This is a genomic window from Prevotella sp. AM42-24 (assembly GCF_003461825.1).
In the GTDB taxonomy this organism is placed as follows: Bacteria; Bacteroidota; Bacteroidia; order Bacteroidales; family Bacteroidaceae; genus Prevotella; species Prevotella hominis.
The window spans coordinates 3,995-19,581 of the sequence record NZ_QTXV01000054.1 but is presented as its reverse complement, the minus strand read 5'-3'; the positions used below and the strand labels follow the sequence as shown (position 1 = coordinate 19,581).

Annotated in this window: 12 protein-coding genes and 1 tRNA gene; 4 read left to right on the top strand and 9 right to left on the bottom strand. The window is 46.1% G+C overall.

What is annotated here, in order from left to right:
• Nucleotides 1-583: 583 nt before the first annotated feature.
• The 3 genes from DW917_RS13135 (at nt 584) to DW917_RS13125 (ending at nt 2,626) form a co-directional block, all read left to right on the top strand.
• Nucleotides 584-1,027, top strand: a complete 444-nt coding sequence (locus DW917_RS13135; RefSeq protein WP_118119431.1) for a lytic transglycosylase domain-containing protein — start codon at nt 584-586, stop codon at nt 1,025-1,027.
• Between the two features lie 241 nt (nt 1,028-1,268).
• A tRNA-Met gene (locus tag DW917_RS13130) sits at nt 1,269-1,341 on the top strand.
• 121 nt (nt 1,342-1,462) lie between these two features.
• Nucleotides 1,463-2,626: a tyrosine-type recombinase/integrase gene (locus tag DW917_RS13125; RefSeq protein ID WP_118119428.1), complete on the top strand. Its 1,164-nt coding sequence runs from the start codon at nt 1,463-1,465 to the stop codon at nt 2,624-2,626.
• A 15-nt stretch (nt 2,627-2,641) separates the two neighbouring features.
• Here DW917_RS13125 and DW917_RS13120 read toward each other — a convergent pair whose 3' ends face one another.
• The 9 genes from DW917_RS13120 to DW917_RS17100 form a co-directional block, all read right to left on the bottom strand.
• Nucleotides 2,642-4,477 carry a hypothetical protein gene (locus tag DW917_RS13120; protein WP_118119426.1) on the bottom strand — a complete coding sequence of 612 codons (1,836 nt, stop codon included), beginning with the start codon at nt 4,475-4,477 and terminating at the stop codon, nt 2,642-2,644.
• A 3-nt stretch (nt 4,478-4,480) separates the two neighbouring features.
• Nucleotides 4,481-8,824 carry a phage tail tape measure protein gene (locus tag DW917_RS13115; protein WP_118119424.1) on the bottom strand — a complete coding sequence of 1,448 codons (4,344 nt, stop codon included), beginning with the start codon at nt 8,822-8,824 and terminating at the stop codon, nt 4,481-4,483.
• A 69-nt stretch (nt 8,825-8,893) separates the two neighbouring features.
• The gene (locus DW917_RS13110) at nt 8,894-9,250 is read right to left on the bottom strand and encodes a hypothetical protein (protein WP_118119422.1); all 357 of its coding nucleotides are present in this window, start codon (nt 9,248-9,250) and stop codon (nt 8,894-8,896) included.
• Nucleotides 9,251-9,329: 79 nt separating this feature from the next.
• Nucleotides 9,330-9,914, bottom strand: a complete 585-nt coding sequence (locus DW917_RS13105) for a DUF6549 family protein (protein ID WP_147344190.1) — start codon at nt 9,912-9,914, stop codon at nt 9,330-9,332.
• A gap of 2 nt (nt 9,915-9,916) precedes the next feature.
• Nucleotides 9,917-10,339, bottom strand: coding sequence for an N-acetylmuramoyl-L-alanine amidase (locus tag DW917_RS13100; protein ID WP_118119418.1), 423 nt, complete (start codon nt 10,337-10,339; stop codon nt 9,917-9,919).
• Entirely contained in the window at nt 10,326-10,574 is a 249-nt protein-coding gene (locus tag DW917_RS13095) for a hypothetical protein (RefSeq protein WP_118119416.1), read from the bottom strand. Before DW917_RS13095 ends, DW917_RS13100 begins: the two co-directional genes overlap by 14 nt.
• A 128-nt stretch (nt 10,575-10,702) precedes the next feature.
• Nucleotides 10,703-11,185, bottom strand: a complete 483-nt coding sequence (locus DW917_RS13090; protein WP_118119414.1) for a hypothetical protein — start codon at nt 11,183-11,185, stop codon at nt 10,703-10,705.
• Entirely contained in the window at nt 11,185-12,486 is a 1,302-nt protein-coding gene (locus tag DW917_RS13085) for an RNA-directed DNA polymerase (protein ID WP_118119412.1), read from the bottom strand. The genes DW917_RS13090 and DW917_RS13085 overlap by 1 nt, the downstream gene beginning before the upstream one ends.
• 412 nt (nt 12,487-12,898) lie before the next feature.
• Nucleotides 12,899-14,467 (bottom strand): hypothetical protein, encoded by a 1,569-nt coding sequence (locus DW917_RS17100; RefSeq protein ID WP_147344189.1) that lies wholly within the window; start codon nt 14,465-14,467, stop codon nt 12,899-12,901.
• 9 nt (nt 14,468-14,476) lie between these two features.
• Between DW917_RS17100 and DW917_RS17095 the strand changes: the two genes are divergently transcribed.
• A complete protein-coding gene (locus tag DW917_RS17095; protein ID WP_147344188.1) occupies nt 14,477-14,692 on the top strand; it encodes a hypothetical protein in 216 nt (71 codons plus the stop codon).
• Nucleotides 14,693-15,587 lie beyond the last annotated feature (895 nt).

Sequence of the window (15,587 nt, the reverse complement as noted above, 5' to 3'; positions counted from 1 at the left end):
CTGGTTCTCTTCTTTCCCTGTCATTTCTTCTTTTTTTCTGTTATTTCTTTATTTCGCAGATTTTAGACCTGTCGGTCTGGGATAGATTTCACAGATTTTTCTCGCAGATTATTTTTCTCCAAATTTTATGAAAAATTTCTTTAGTTTTCTTCTTTCACCTTTTTGTGTTTTGTCTTTAAGATTACGTTGTTTTCTTGCTCTCTTTTCTTTTCTCTGCTGTTTCTTGATATCATTCTTTTATGTATGAATCTTTATTTTACTTCATTGTTTGTTTTATTCCTATATCTGCAATTGGGTTTAAAAAACTTGCTGAATTTGTTGATATTCGTCAATCTAATGTGTTTAAAAGTGTTTCTTAATTATAAAATAGTGCTGATAATCAATAGATTACTTGCATATTTGAGTTTTTTTTTGTACCTTTGCAAACGATAAGAATAAGGATAGTTTTTCGATATTTTGAGATAACTGTCCGTTAAGGTATCTAACGGAACTGAGACTGACAACCGTTCTTTTTCTCATAAGTTGTCATCGCGAAATCACTGATGTTGTAGTTCAGCTTTTCAGGTTCCATAAAATAATTAATATGAAGAGAATAACAATGGTATTAGTTAGCATTTTTATGCTGACATTAAAAGTAGTTTCAGCGTCGGCTGAAACAAATTCAATTGAAAATGCATCCTCTAATGAATTTGATTGGAATCCAGTGATGGAGGCGATAATTCAGGTAGAGAGTGGAGGTAATCGATACGCAAAAAGTGGTTCCTCTGTGGGAGTTATGCAAATTACTCCTATCTGTGTTGCTGAATGCAATAATATTCTTAAAAAAAGGAATAGCAAGAAGCGCTATAAACTATCTGATAGATTTAGTATTTCAAAGTCTAAGGAAATGTTTCTGCTTTTGCAATCAGCTTACAATCCTCTTAATAGTATAGAACGTGCAATTCGCGCTTGGAATGGTGGTAATCATTATAATGTGAAGAGAACGCAACGCTATTTTGAGAAAGTCATGAAACTTTTGAAAAAGTAATTAGTTTTTTGATATGATCCGATTTGCTTCTGGCAGATCGGATTTTTTTAATGATTTTCTTTAATCTCAAGGTCGTTCTATCATTTTATCACTTATTTTATGTGTAATTTCTGTTTTTAAGCTAATATAATTAAAGAAAAGGTTAAAAGCGGTTAAAATATTGATATTTTGATATTTTTATTTGGTTAGATAAAAAAAAAGTAGTACCTTTGCACTCGCAATTCAGAAATGAATGTTATATCGCGGTGTGGAGCAGTTGGTAGCTCGCCAGGCTCATAACCTGGAGGTCGCATGTTCGAGTCCTGCCGCCGCAACTAATATCGGGTAAGAAGTTGGTAAACAACATCTTATCCGATTTGCCGTTTTAGAGATAGGACGGTAACGAGATTTAGATTGTTGAATATCATTGACCAGTAAAACGGGCAATGAAAAAAAATGACTGCAAAGGAAATTGATTTTTTGAGTTCGCGTGAAATGTTAGGATTCACGCTTCCAGTGATGCATACCAAGGGGAGCAACTGGTATGTTGACTTTTATGCCCACGACCCAGTATCGGGACGAATGAAGCGCAAAAAGTACATGCTTAACAAGTTTAAGACAGACCAGAAAAAGCGCATGATGGGCAGTTTGCTTATCTACAATATCACAGCTAAATTGACGGCAGGATGGAATCCTTGGGTGAACGTTGATAAGTCTCGCCAATTCACGGAAATACCAATTATCATCGGTAGATATCGTGATTATGTTAAGGCTATGACTGACAAAAAGTCGATGAAAGAAAAAACCTCTATCGACTATCTCAGTCGTGTCAAGATGCTCGAGACGTTTATCGAGGAATGTAAGGGTATCAAGTATGCCTATCAGTTAGACCGATCCTTTGTCATCGATTTCCTTGACCATCTGATGTATGATCGAGATGTCTCTGCTACGACCAGGAATAACTATCGCTCCTGGTTTGTATCCTTCGGTACCTGGTTGATGGACAGAAAGTATATCACGGAGAATCCTGCTATCGACATTCGCAACATAGCTCAGACGGAGAAGTTCAGAGATCCTCTCTCCGACGGGGCGCTGAGAAGACTGAAGGAATACTTGTATGATCACAATAAACATTTTCTTTTAGCTTGCCTTTTTGAATATTACACATTCATTCGTCCGAACGAGTTGACGCAGATAAAGATTGGCGATGTATCCATCAAGGACCAGACCGTCTTCATCAGTTCTTCCATCAGCAAAAACAGGAAAGATGGACTTGTTGCCTTGAATGATGAGATACTGAAGCTCATGATTGAGCTGAAGATATTTGAGCATCCAAGCCAGAATTATATCTTCGGTAAGAGCTTAAAACCTGGGGATACTCGTGCGGCATACAACCAGTTGAGAGTAGAATGGGGTAAGATGCGCACAGCCTTGGGATTTCCCAAGGAGTACCAGTTTTACAGCCTGAAGGATACGGGCATCAGGGACTTGGCGAACGCACAGGGCATCGTTGTTGCCAAGGAACAGGCACGCCACTCAGACATATCCGTGACAAACCGATATATCAAGAACCAGATGAAAGTAAACGAGGAGACCAAGCACTTCAAGGGAAGTTTATAGTCTCCTCGATTGATACTATGCCATCATGTAGAAATAGCCTACGTGCACAGGGTCGATGGAATCATCTTTAATTTCCGTTTCAATCTTTTCACATATATATTTTTTATTTCGGAATATGTATATGTTAGACGGATCAGGAATTCCATTGGCCCTGAATTTTATTTCTATACAATTTCGAGTATCAATGGTTTTCGTGTTCTGCAACTTATGAATACTATATCTCCCGCCAGCGCATAATGATAGAGTAAGATCATCCTCATTCATATCCTTAGAAATATGATAGTTGCTATTGATATTATGATCCGTAACAAATGTTGGCCAAAGGAAACGACTGTATAAATCAAGGTCGTTAGCGGACTGATCGTTATAGAATCCGACATAGAAAAACACACTCATACACTCGTTCTCTGCCTCTTGTTCATCGAGCACAGATTCGCTATCGATAGCATCCTGCACGCTGTAGTATTCTTCTCCGTTTTCGTCTTCTTTTGATGCTTCGGCAGAAGCTTCTTTATCATTTGTCACGGACAGGAAAGGTCTATCTCTATCTATTGAATCCCTAAAGGAAGTACTCATTTTTATAATCTCACCGACTCTAACCCTCGATATGATTTCTGCTGCAGGAGAGATATTTATGGTAATAGAAGAGTCGCTATCTTTGTCTCTGACAAGCGGAGACCAGAAACCGCATTTTACCCATGATTCCTTGCCGTTATCGTTCATGTAGATTTTATATACTCCGTCTTGCTTAATGATCGTAGTTCGTTTCTCCTTATCTGACCATCTGCGTGTCCAACCGGTAACGTCAGCCTCTGGTGCCAATTCTACGATTTTGAAAGACTTGAGGACTTTCTGCGAGATAACCTCATACTCTTTTCTGTTAGCGGAATCTCCGAGATTATATTCCAGATTTGACGTTTCCGTAGTACTCAGTGATCCGTCTTCGTCGTAATCAACAGAGTATTCATCTATAGCCTCATACATTACTGCAGCTGATGATAATATCTCTGAAGACTGATATATACCGACTTCCTTTTTAATTTCGTCAAAGACGATGCTCGCATTGAATAGTTTCCGGAATTCCTCGATAAAAGTGTATGCGCTCCAGTGTGGAAGACATTTACTGAACTGCAGGGTCTTGAAGGCAGACGCAATGTATAGGGTGTTCCACGGATATACGTCGTATTCATCTTTTATGATTTTATATCCTTCGAGTTCCAGGACTCTGTGAAGGATATAGATTAGATTTGGCTGTACGGCTGCCTTGTATAATGCAGTCATGCTGTTGCTTGTTGTGGGATAATAGAAATTAGCAGCGCAGTCGTTTGTCTCGTCCCATACTGGCACGAAAGTATATTTTCCTTTAACTCCGACAATATTATTTCCCAAATTCGTCATGTTGACGTGGTATGAATTGTTAAGTATAGTAAGGCCGAACTTATTCCAGCCCTCCTTATAGTACTTTTTTATTCCTGGAGCAACCGCTTCTCCGAGATTCATTTCGTCAATAAAATGGCTTTCAAGTTTACTGTTGAATTTAATTCTTGATTTACCTCCAACAATCTGCAGTTTGATATCCGACTCTGTTACACTAATAATAGTTCCTACACCAGAAAGGACGAGCCGTCCGCTAACGTACAGTTTGCAGTCGTCATACTTTTTGGTATTCTTTGATACGTCGAATCTGCTGACATTTTCAAAAACCCTGCGATTATTCATGATGGACATCGGGAAGGTGATATCATAGGAGTATTCGCCATCGTCAGTGACGTATTGGTTGGCGTATGTTATCTTAATGGATTGGCTGGCTGCAGGATAAGCAGCCATGCCATTGATAATACATGTAATCATAAGCTATTTGTTGTCTAACATCTTGTTATAATCTTTCCATTTTCTGGCGAAGCCATTGCGCCCCGTGATAACCACCTCAGCTTGTATGCCATCGTTGAGCTGCTGGTTGAGTAGGTCGATGGTTGCACTCACACCATCGAGGGCTGCAGTAACTTGCTCGTTGTCTGTCGACACGTTTACCACAGGAGCGACCACGGCAGCACCTCCACCACCCATGGCACGGCTCACGTCTTGTGCGGTGAGAGAGGCGACGGTGTTGTTACGCTGCGCAGCATCGATGAGTTTCAGGGCAGGAAGCAATTGAGGATTGTTGACTGCGTTATGGTTAGCTACGAACTCGCCGGCATGGACCACGCCTGCCTCTTTCTTCCAGCTGCCAGGACCAGTGAAACCTCCTTCATAGTAGCCTGCCGCCTCTGCCTGATGTTGCTTTTTAATGGTTGCCACCTGTAGCATACCAGCTGCAAGAGCGATGCCTGCTGAGATTGGAGCGAGTACCAGGTTGGCTGGGTATGGAGCTCCAGCCATAGTTGACGAGTAGGCGGAGATGGCACCAGTAGCAGTTTGGGCCATGGCTTGTGCAAGTTCCATGACCATCGCCTTTTTGTTTGCTTTTGTCTTCGCTTTGGCAATCTCTTTGTCTCGCTTCTCCTCCAATTTCTTTTTCTTTGCAGAGTTGTTGCCGGCGGCATTGATTTGTTTATCGTAATTTTTCTCTATCTTGGCGACTTCGAGATCAGAGCAAGCTTGCGAGTAGGCGGACGCAGCTGACATCATACCCGACATGCTACTGAAGGCTGCGGACGCCACGGAGAGGATGGTGCTGTAGGTCTCTTTGTTCATCTGCTTCTTGGCATCCTGGTAGGCTTGCTCGCTGATTTTGTCTTCAGCACGAAGCTTTTCCAGATTGTCGTTGACCATCTTCTGCTGTTTTACGGCAGACATAGCGCCACCGATAACAGAACCTATATTGTCGCTCAACATGTTGTTATAATCATCTTGTGGCTTACTCATTTTGCGAGCCGTATCGAGGGCAATATTGGCATCATCCTTGCGCTGATCATCGACTGAAGGCTTGTATGATGCGTACTTATTAGCGATGCCCATCTTCATGCGTTGATATTCTTCTTCGCTGACAAGACCTGCCTTGTGAACCTCGTCAAGGCCTCTCAGTTCCAACATCATTTGCTCCTCGTTTCCCATTTTGAGATACTCTTGTTTGAGCTGCATGAGAGTTTTGTCGTATTGCTCCTGACGCTCGTATTGATGCTGAAGCTGGCTGCGCTCACGCTCCTTCTCGATTTGCCAGTACTCATCGGATGATGACAGATAAAGCTCTTGTTTCTCGTCGAGATAGTTTTGATCGAGCAGGAAGAGAGCCTCATTGAGAGCATCTTCGTCATGGTAGATGTCGGACTTTTTGTTGTAGTAGTTGGCACGGATATTCATTTCGGCGGTCTGCCTGTTGGTCTCGATAGCTTCGAGATCAGATGTCTGCTTTTTCTCGTAGTCGGCTGCGATTTTCTCTTTCTCGGCATTTAATCGTTTGTATTCCTCGCCCTCAGCCTCGCCATACTTTTTGAGGATGTCCATGCGCTGTTGCAGACCTTGCTCTTTAATCTGCGCCATGCGGTCGTTGTATTCGGCGAGGCGAATCTGCCCAGTAGAGTAGAGGGTGGTAGCCTCTAACTGTTCCGCTTGGTTTGATTTCTTGGCATCATCAAGTTCCTTTTTGAGATCAGCCTTTCGTTTGGCTGCAGCCTTGCGAGCCTCTGCCTCCTGTTTTTTCTTGGCTTTCTCGGCAGCCTTGCGCTCCTTATCGGTCATAGTATGAGTGGAAGATGCTGGAGTACTACTATTGGAAGTAGCGATTACTTGCGTATTTTTCTTCTCCACCTTTTTATATTGTTGCTGAAGTTTGGTATTCTTTTTAATCTCGGTATCCAGGAACTTATCCTCGGCATCGAGTGTTTGTTGTTGGCTTAGGTTGCTTTGTAGCCTTTGAGTATGAATCTCTTTTTGCTTCTGATTGCTTTTTAGAGCTTCGTTTTGTTCGATTAGTTGACCTGTCAAAGCATCAGCCACAGCCTCACTTTCGTATTTCTTCGGGTGAGCTTGACGCTCGGCATCCACAGCTTTGAGAGAACCACGTATGCGTCTCTCCTTTTGCTTGAGGGTAAGTCTCTTCTTGTTGATTTCCACTTTACGCTCATAGATAGCTTCCGCCATCGCAGCATTTTCCAATTCTTTGATGTAGTTTTGGATGGCTATCTGGTTGTCGTTGTATAGTTTGCCTTCCTTAGAGATAGAGGCGTGGTATTCCGGCACGAGTTTTTGCATGTTAGCGATAGCCTGTCTGCGTTCATCTACGGTGTAGGCATTGGAATGGATGACCTTGTTGAGCATATCAATCTTATTGCGCTCATCAAGGGTGGCCTCTGAAACCTTCTTAGCCAAGTTTGCCTGTGACTCTGCGACAGCCTTTGCATTCTTGACAGATTGGAGATTGTCGTGCAGAGCCTTGTTGTAGTTCACGATGTATTTATAGCAACCATAGACGGCCACACCCACCACAGTGAGAACTGTGGCGAGAGCTGCCCACGGATTGGTGAGACTGGCAAGACGAGCAGCTCTCATTACCACGATGTAGCCTTGCACGCCTTTGGTGAGATAAGCCCATGCCGCTTGCAGGGCAACCATAGCTGTGCGCAAAAGGGTGACGGTAGCGATGTAGGCTTTATCTACCGCTGTAGCGTATGCGGTAGCAGCATTTTTTAGCTTGATGGCGATAATCTCCTTATACCAGAGGGCTGTGCAAACTGCAATAGCAGTGGCAAGGACCGTCAACCCTTTGGCATGCGTAACCGTGAAAGTTATCAAAGTTGATAACACACGGATGCCTACGCTCATGGTCGATATGGCATATCGGGTGACGGGAATGAGTTTCTCACCGAGTTCGATGGTAAGGTCCTGAAAACGCTTCTTGGCCTTGTCGAGGTCTGCTTGGACGGTATTGTTCAGGACATTAAACTCATCGAGCACACTGGTACCAGCAGCATACGATTGGTTAGCGAGGTCTTGCGCAGTCTTCACTTGGTCGAGATGGGAAGCTACGGCAGAGAGAACTCCCACGGCACGAGTACCATTGAGTTGCATTTCCTCGAACATCGGAGCCATCTCAGCGAAACCTCCCTTTGACTTCATGGCTTGCAAGAACTTCATCAAGCCCTCGTTGGCATTGGTCTTCATGAGATTAGAAAATTTCTTCACTTCAATGCCGGCTATCTTTGCGAACTTGGCTGGCTCCTGATACATCTTGGTGATGAGCTGTGCGAAGACGGTGGCGGAAGTTGCCTCCTCTTGCATATTTTGATCAAGGGCAGAGGCGAGACCCATGAGCTGTGCTTGGGTCATGCCTGCCTGAATGCCTACACCCGACAGATCAGCAGTGAAATCAACGATATAACCAGCGTTGGCTGATGAGTTCTGGGCAAGCTCGTTGACGGCAGAACCAGTGGCGAGCATTGCACCGCGTAATCCCTTGGTTTTATCCTCGCCAAACATCTGTGCCAGTTTACCAATCTTATCGACTGCCCCCTTGCCGAGGTCATCGCCGAGAGCTACGTTGATTTTATCTGCACCATCCACAAATTCCTCAATCATCTCCTTACTGGTGATGCCAAGGCGACCTGCAGAGCCTGCCAACTCGTTGAGCTGTTCACGAGCGGTACGAGTATCCATGCGCTTGAAGTCCTCATTCATCTGGTGAACTTGTTCATCGGTCTGACCTGTATATTTGCGAACGTCGGCCATCGACTCTTCCATATCAGCGTATGCTTGAGCACACTTGCGTAAGGTCATAGAGAGACCTGCATATGCTGCAATAATCTGAGAAACTGCACCCCAGTTGGTGTTGAGCGTATCGACGAAACGAGACCAAAGACTTTTAGAAGCCTTACCCTCGTTATTGATGTGCTGCATCTCCGCCCTAACATCTTTTAATTGCTTTTGCAATTTCTTCCACTCTTTTGAATTACGCTCGATGGCACCACTCTTCAACTCTTTGTTGAGAGCTTTGGCTATCTGTTGTAAATCTTTGTATGAAGCTGAAGAAAGATTTTTGAGCGTATCATTGACTTTCTGTTGAGTTGTCCTGTAAGCATCCGTTTCTGCTTTCAGTCTTTTGATTTGTCTCTCAAAAGCTGCAACCGATTCCCCTTTTGCATAGGCTTCCTCTTTTGCTTTTTGGACTTCTTTTAATTTATTTTCTAACTCATTGAGTCTGTTTTTTGCATCCTTGGTGTCAAGGATAACTCTGCTAATATGAGTATCTGTACTTGTTGCCATAATAGAATTTTTATATTTATGGCAAAGTTAGTAAGGATAGGGATATAATAAAAATACGAGACCGTTTCCTTACGACCTCGTATTTAAATCTTCTTTATGAAATTCGTCTCTTTCTCTCAGTGCGAATTTTGTTGCCACATCTTCAGCATTCCAGCAAAGATACTTCTTATTTCTGTGACTTAGTGTTTGTTTGTCCCCTGTAATAGAGTTTTCTATAGTAATGTAGTAAAGACCATCTTTTCGAGTTATCTCACTTGCTGAATTATTATGAGATAACAGATGAATTTTCTCGTTATAATCTTCACCATTTGGAGAATATGAAGAATTTGACACAGAGCAAGAATGACTACCTATCTTGCTCAAAGCATGGCCAATGCCGAGTGTAGCATAAGCCAATATCGCCGATATAATCAAAATCTCAAACATAATTCCAATCTTTATTATTATCTTTGTTGCAAATTTAATAATAATTTTTAAAATAAGCAAGTTTTTTATGTTAAATCTTTCATTTTTCGACCTCTATGTATCTGGAATATTTGATGCGAGCGTGAGGGTTGAAACTCACGATGCGCACCTCGTAGCCCTTGGTGCCCCACCGCCACCAGAGGAAGCGGTGCTTGTAAGTGCGGCTCACGATGGTGGTGAGGCTGTCGTAGGCTACATACTGGCACTCCCGCTTAGGGATATCGATATGGAGCGAGAGCCATTTGTCGTTGTATGCGAAAACTGAGTCGGCGGTACCAGGAACCGGGGTGATAATGACTGTGTCGGCAGTCTCGGCAGACAGAGTGTGTTGCGCTTGTACATCCTTTAGTTTAACCTTCAAGTCCTTAATGAGCTTGGTGTCGGTGAGGTGTAGCTGCTCCAGCTCTGAGACCTTAGCTTGTAGTGCGGTGTTTTGCGCTACAGGTAGAGAATCATTCAGTTTGTCGTACTTGATATCGTAGGTGAGCGCACTCACATTTGAGGTTTGCCGGTCGAGATCGCCCTGCAGCTGGCGGTTCTCGGCAATACTTGCCAGAAGGGCAACCAAGGTGATGACAAAAAGCACGGAGAGAACCTTGATGATGTTGAGTTTAATATCCTTCATGATCATAAGTCTTTATATTCCTTGATAGCGTTGAAACAAGGGCACCATTTTTTCCACTTCTTGCTGTCTGTGCCCCAAATGTCACGGTGCCCCATGATCTGCGCATCAGGGAATTGTTGCTTCAGTCTATGAAGCAGCAAAACGAGAGCATCCTTCTGTTCGGGCGTGCGGTTGTCGATAGGTTTGCCGTGACTGTCAATGCCACCCATGTAAGCAACGTTGATGGCCGAGGAGTTGTATCCCTGCACGCCGTTGCTGACAAACTCTATGGCGAGAAGCTGATGAATGCCACCATTGATGTCTACCACGTAATGATAACCAGGATATTTCCAACCCTTCAGACGAAATTCAGCCTTGAGATCCTCGATGCTCTGACGTTGCGAGCCAGCTGTGCAATGCACGAAAATGCGTTTAATCTTTCTCATCTCTATTGTGATTTAGAAATTTGTTTTTTAAATTTTCAAACTTGGCATCGATGGCGATGGCGACACCGAAGATGCTGCCAGCGTACATGAGTGATTGTGCGAAGTACCAGAGCACGTTGTCGGTCACATCTTGCGTCTTCGACGTGAAATAGCTGATATATACCAGCACTATTGCGAAAATCAATACGACCACTGCCGAGCCGTATTGTATCCATTCTTTTGTATTTTTCTGCATGATGATATGTACTTTAGTTTATCTGGTACAAAAGTACATATCTGAGATTGAAAATAAAAATACGGCAAGCCAAGCAGGAACAGGTACGCTTGACTTGCCGTATATATGCGAAAACTAAGCCTAACTGGTTAGGCTTGATATTGGCTCCAGTCTATGGAGTCTTTCTTTTTCCATCCCTCAGAGATGGTTTCTTGGATGTGCTTTTGGATGGCGAGGTAAAAAGCCTTGAAGTCTTGAAGACTGTTAAACTCCTTATATACAGGTGCATCCTCAGAGCCGAGCTTCACCTTGTAAGGCAAACTTTCGCCTTGTGTTTGTACTGCGAGGTCGTATGCAGCCTTGTAGTTGGCTTGGTTCTCAGCGGAGAGCCATACCATTTGCCCATCATATTGAAGACCAGAGAGAATGTTGGCATCAGTCTGCTCATTATAGAAATTGTTGATGACAGACTTGATTTCAGCCAAAGAAGGCTTGTGCAGGAACTGATGCTCCATATAATCAGCCGAGCCATCCTCATTCTTTTGCACATCGAACCTGATGCGCCAATAATTTCTGACAGGATTTGTACACTCGAAGAGTTGTACGTCAGAACTACCATTTATTCTATCCATTATGTGAAAACATATTTGGTTTTACCGTTACCAAAAGCCATGGCCTTGATGGTTGTCTCAAAGGGGAAACCATCCTCCATCTCGCTAATTTGGCTAAGCACATTTTTCATTTCCTCTGAATTTGTTATGAATTTTTTCATTTGCCCCCCCATTTCTATAGAAACGACACAGCGATCTTCTCCTTCTCGTGTCTTGACACCGAGCTGGAAATCATGGACGATGATTTGGAGGTTGACCAAATCACGAATAGAGATGGTGTCGCCAGGGAAATACTTCTGTCCGTTGGCAGGCTTATAGGTGACCTTCAGGTCTTTGAATGATCTCATAGTTTTTTCTCCTATCAGTTTATTGTTAAGATTGGCGCAGTCGGCGTGTTTGGTCATGCCCCAGAACGAGGCGATGAGCTCATGGCGACGTTTGCGCGATTTTATTTTCTTGATTTTGGCAGCGAACTTCTTCTTGATGCGCTTGCGAAGCTGCACATGGTCGGGGTATATCTTGTATCCCACGAAGTCTATGCCCTCGGTGACAGGGAAGACCCGCTCGTTGGGCTTGACCTCGAAGCCGATAGCCTCCAGCATCTCATGGATGGCATCACGAATCACCCACAGCTCAGCCTTGGTCTCTGCGAGTACCAGACCGTCGTCACAATATCTGAAGTAATGCTTGACGGCCATCTCGTCTTTGAGAGGGTGGTCGAGGTGAATGGAGAGGATAAGGTTGCCTGTGGCTTGCGAGGTGCGAAGCCCGAAGCTGATGCCCTGCTCCAAGAGGTCGATGAGACTGCCCAGTATCTGAAGCAAGACTTTGTCCTTGAAGACATGGGCATAGGCATCCTTGGCAAGTTGGTGGTCAACATTCTCGTAGAAGTGTCTGATGTCGAACTGGTAGGCATACTTGAGATGTGGATTATCACGGAGAACTGCACTCACCTGCTGCATCATGTCGTGCGTGCCACGCCCCTTGATGCTTGCGCCTGTGGTTCTGATGAACCTACGGTGCAGGTGTCGGTCAACCACACGCATGATGGCGTGGCAGCCGATGCGCCTCTCCATCTTGACAATCTGGAGTCTGCGATGCTTGCCATACTCATAGATGTCACGCTCACGATATTCGGACACGGTAAACGTGCCGTCGGCTATCTCACGCTGCAGGTTGGCGATGACCTCCTCACGGTGCGCCAACAACTCTTGCCCCTCACGGCACTTCTTGCGAACGGTGCCACGAAGAACCTGGTCGAAGGAATCGGACATGTTGTCATGGTCGATGATTTCCTGTATGATATTGCCTTCTCTGCGCATAGCCTTCCTTTATGGGGTCAGACTTCTTCGAATCCATGAAGGACCTACCAAACTCTACCCACCACATTGATTTTTCACTCTATGAGCGTGGCGCATCTCCCTCGGTCACTGCGATGCCGACACGTCGGCTGTGCCGTAGAACCGATTGGTAAGTAGTCCAAGCGCGACCCGACATTCGTGTTCGTGTTCGATGCGTCGTTATTCGCATTCGTGTACGAGATGCCGCCATTCGAGTTCGCATTGTTGTAGCCCCGAAAGAGCACACGGTCTTGGGAGACTCTGCCTTCATGGCTGCAAAGATAGCTTATTTTTTTCATATATATGCGAAAAACAAAAAAAATCGACCGCCACAGGCGGTATTTTTGAAATACCCTGTATAGAGGTCGATTCTTTCGTTATACATTCTTTCGCTTTACGCTACTTCGCTTGTCGCCTTGTATCTCGCTACGCTCGACGCTTTGACGATTTTTCCGCGGAAGGCCAAGCGCGACCCGACACTCGTGTACGTGCCCGATGCGCCGTAAACCGCATTCGTGTACGAGATGCCGCCATACGAGCTCGCATTGTAGTAGCCCCGAAAGAGCACACGGTTGGCAGAGCCGTTCACCCAATATTTGTCACCATAGTAGGTGCTTGCCGAGCCTGATGCGCTGCCGACGGCGATGACATCGCCATATTGTCCATGATAGACATTGGTAATCCAGATGTCGTTGTAGCTTGACACCTTGATGTACCTAGTGTTGCCGTCAGGCATGAAGATGCGCAGCATATTGGAGTGTGCGCTGTCATTCGGCATATCGCAGTTGTCCACCATGTCGTATTTGTGACCGTAGATGTCCTCGTAGCCACAGCAGCAAATGTTATTGATCTGCTTGACGGTGGTCGCACCGCTCTCCTCGTCGCCCTCCAAGTACCAAGCATATTGATGCACGCCGTTATCGACGATGCTGTTGGTTACGGAGGCGTTGACACCCTTTGCCGCATCGTAGCCGATGGTGTCTGCGATACCGTGCGCCATTGTGCCGCCAGTGGTGCGGTTGTTGGTGTGCGAACCTGCACCACACTGTTCCTGCGAGTTGCGACGGCCATATTTCATGTAGAAGAGGTTGGCGATGTCGCTGTGCATGCCAAAGTCAATCTGCTGCATACCTCTTAGCACGGAATAGTAGTGAAAATCTGACCATGCCATGTTGGCTGTGGTAGAACCGCCAGAGACACAAGCTCTGAGTTTGTCGCCCACGACAGTACTGCCCACGACACCGCAGAGGTATTCATCAATCTCCACCCAGTCAGGCTCCATGTCCTCAATCTTGTCGGAGTTGCTCAGCACCACCTTGTCGCCAGGCGTGTTCTTCCACACGGTAGCACAAAGGGTCTTGGCACTGTCTGGTATGTCTGATATGATATACTGGCCACGCTCGAAGGTGAGGTTGATGGTCGGCACGAGCACATTGCTGATGACACTGCCGTCCTCTGCGAGGAAGAGCGAGCAAATCATGTTGGTGCCAGGGACAGCAGGGAAGCGGACACGGCTATATCCCTCTACATCGACCTTGATGACTGCGTAGTTGGTATCTGCCACGTATGACTCGCTGAGTGTCGGCTTGTTGGCGGTGAGCTTGTACCCCTCTCGCCATCCGCCCTTGGACAACTTGATCTCATCGATGGTCATCTGCACAGTATCGGCAGAGACGGACGGAACTGTCTTGTTGGTGGAGAAGCAAATGTAGTGCTTCCTGTTCAGATAGTCATTGATGCCCTTGAACCAGTGATGTGGCTCCAGCATCATGATGTCGCCCTCGGAGCTATCGAGCTTGGCAGCCGAGCAGTCACGCACCTCCTTGGCATCGGCGTAGTAGTTGGAGTTGTCATCGTGGAGCGGATAGTAGGTCATCTCGCCGTCGAGGTTATTGATGACCGTGTCAACGCCCGCCATGCTGACGTTGCGCTGCGTCGCCTTCTTGGTGACCTTGGCCAACACGCGGTGGCGTTGGCTGAGGTAGGACTTGATGTGACCCGAAGGCTGGTAGGCATTGCCATACTTGTAGCCCGTCTCGTTGTCAAGGTTGCTGACGTTGGCATCGTCCGCCACGCTGTCGTCGAACTCGACCACCGTGTATGGAGGCTGCATGATGTTGAGCTCAGGGTAGTGCTGCTGGTATCTCTGGAACTCCACGTCATCGATGTACTGGGTGAGCTGGTATGAGCCAACCAGTCGGCAGGTCTCGACATTGCCGCCGCTCTCATCGACACCGCCCATCTCCATGTACTGACGGAGGAGCGAGCCGTCGCCCTCCTCGTCGATGCCCGTGATGCGGATGTACTTGACGTTAGGGCACTTCGCCATGAGCTGCGTCCAGTCGATGCCAGGGCAGTTGTCAACCACCAGTCGGGTGATGTTGTCGGTGCCCTCCAAGGTCAAGCCACCCATCTGAAGCTTGGACAGGTAGCGCAGGTCGAGGGTCTGCAAGGTAGCAGGCAAGACCGCCTTGGTGAGCGGAGAGCCCTTGGCGAAGGTGACACCTGTGAGGGCGGTGTCGGAAGCGAGGAACGTCTCCAGCTTGGTGTTGTTCGTGAGGTCCATGCCCGTGAGCAGTGCGCTCTGAAGACCGCCCATGTTGAGGGAGCGGAGGTTCTTGCATCCGTCCACGATGAGGTTACCCAGCGTGGATTGCGTGCCTGCGCAGCTGATGTCGAGCGTGCGGAGTGCCGTGAGGTTGCTCAGGTTGAGTGTCTGCAGGATAGCGTGACTGACATCTGTCAGGTCAAGGCCCATGATGCGTGATGCACCATAGATATACTGAGGGTCATTGACGATGAGGTCTGTGTCGAAGACCAGCTGCACCTGTGAGCCCTTGTCGGCTGCGAGCACTGCACTCTGATGAGGAGTGCCGGAGGTATAGCCATAACCGAAATAATACCTCTCTGATGCGGTTATCTTGATCTTTCGGTTGTCTGATCCGAACTTGTAGCCGAAGTAGCAGCCGAAACTGTCCTTGCGGTAGGTTCCGCAGACATACTGACTGTCGAGCAGGGCAAAACGGTTCTGGATTGTGTAGCAACGGTGTGCATATCGGCTACCCTGCAGTGCATAGAGATAG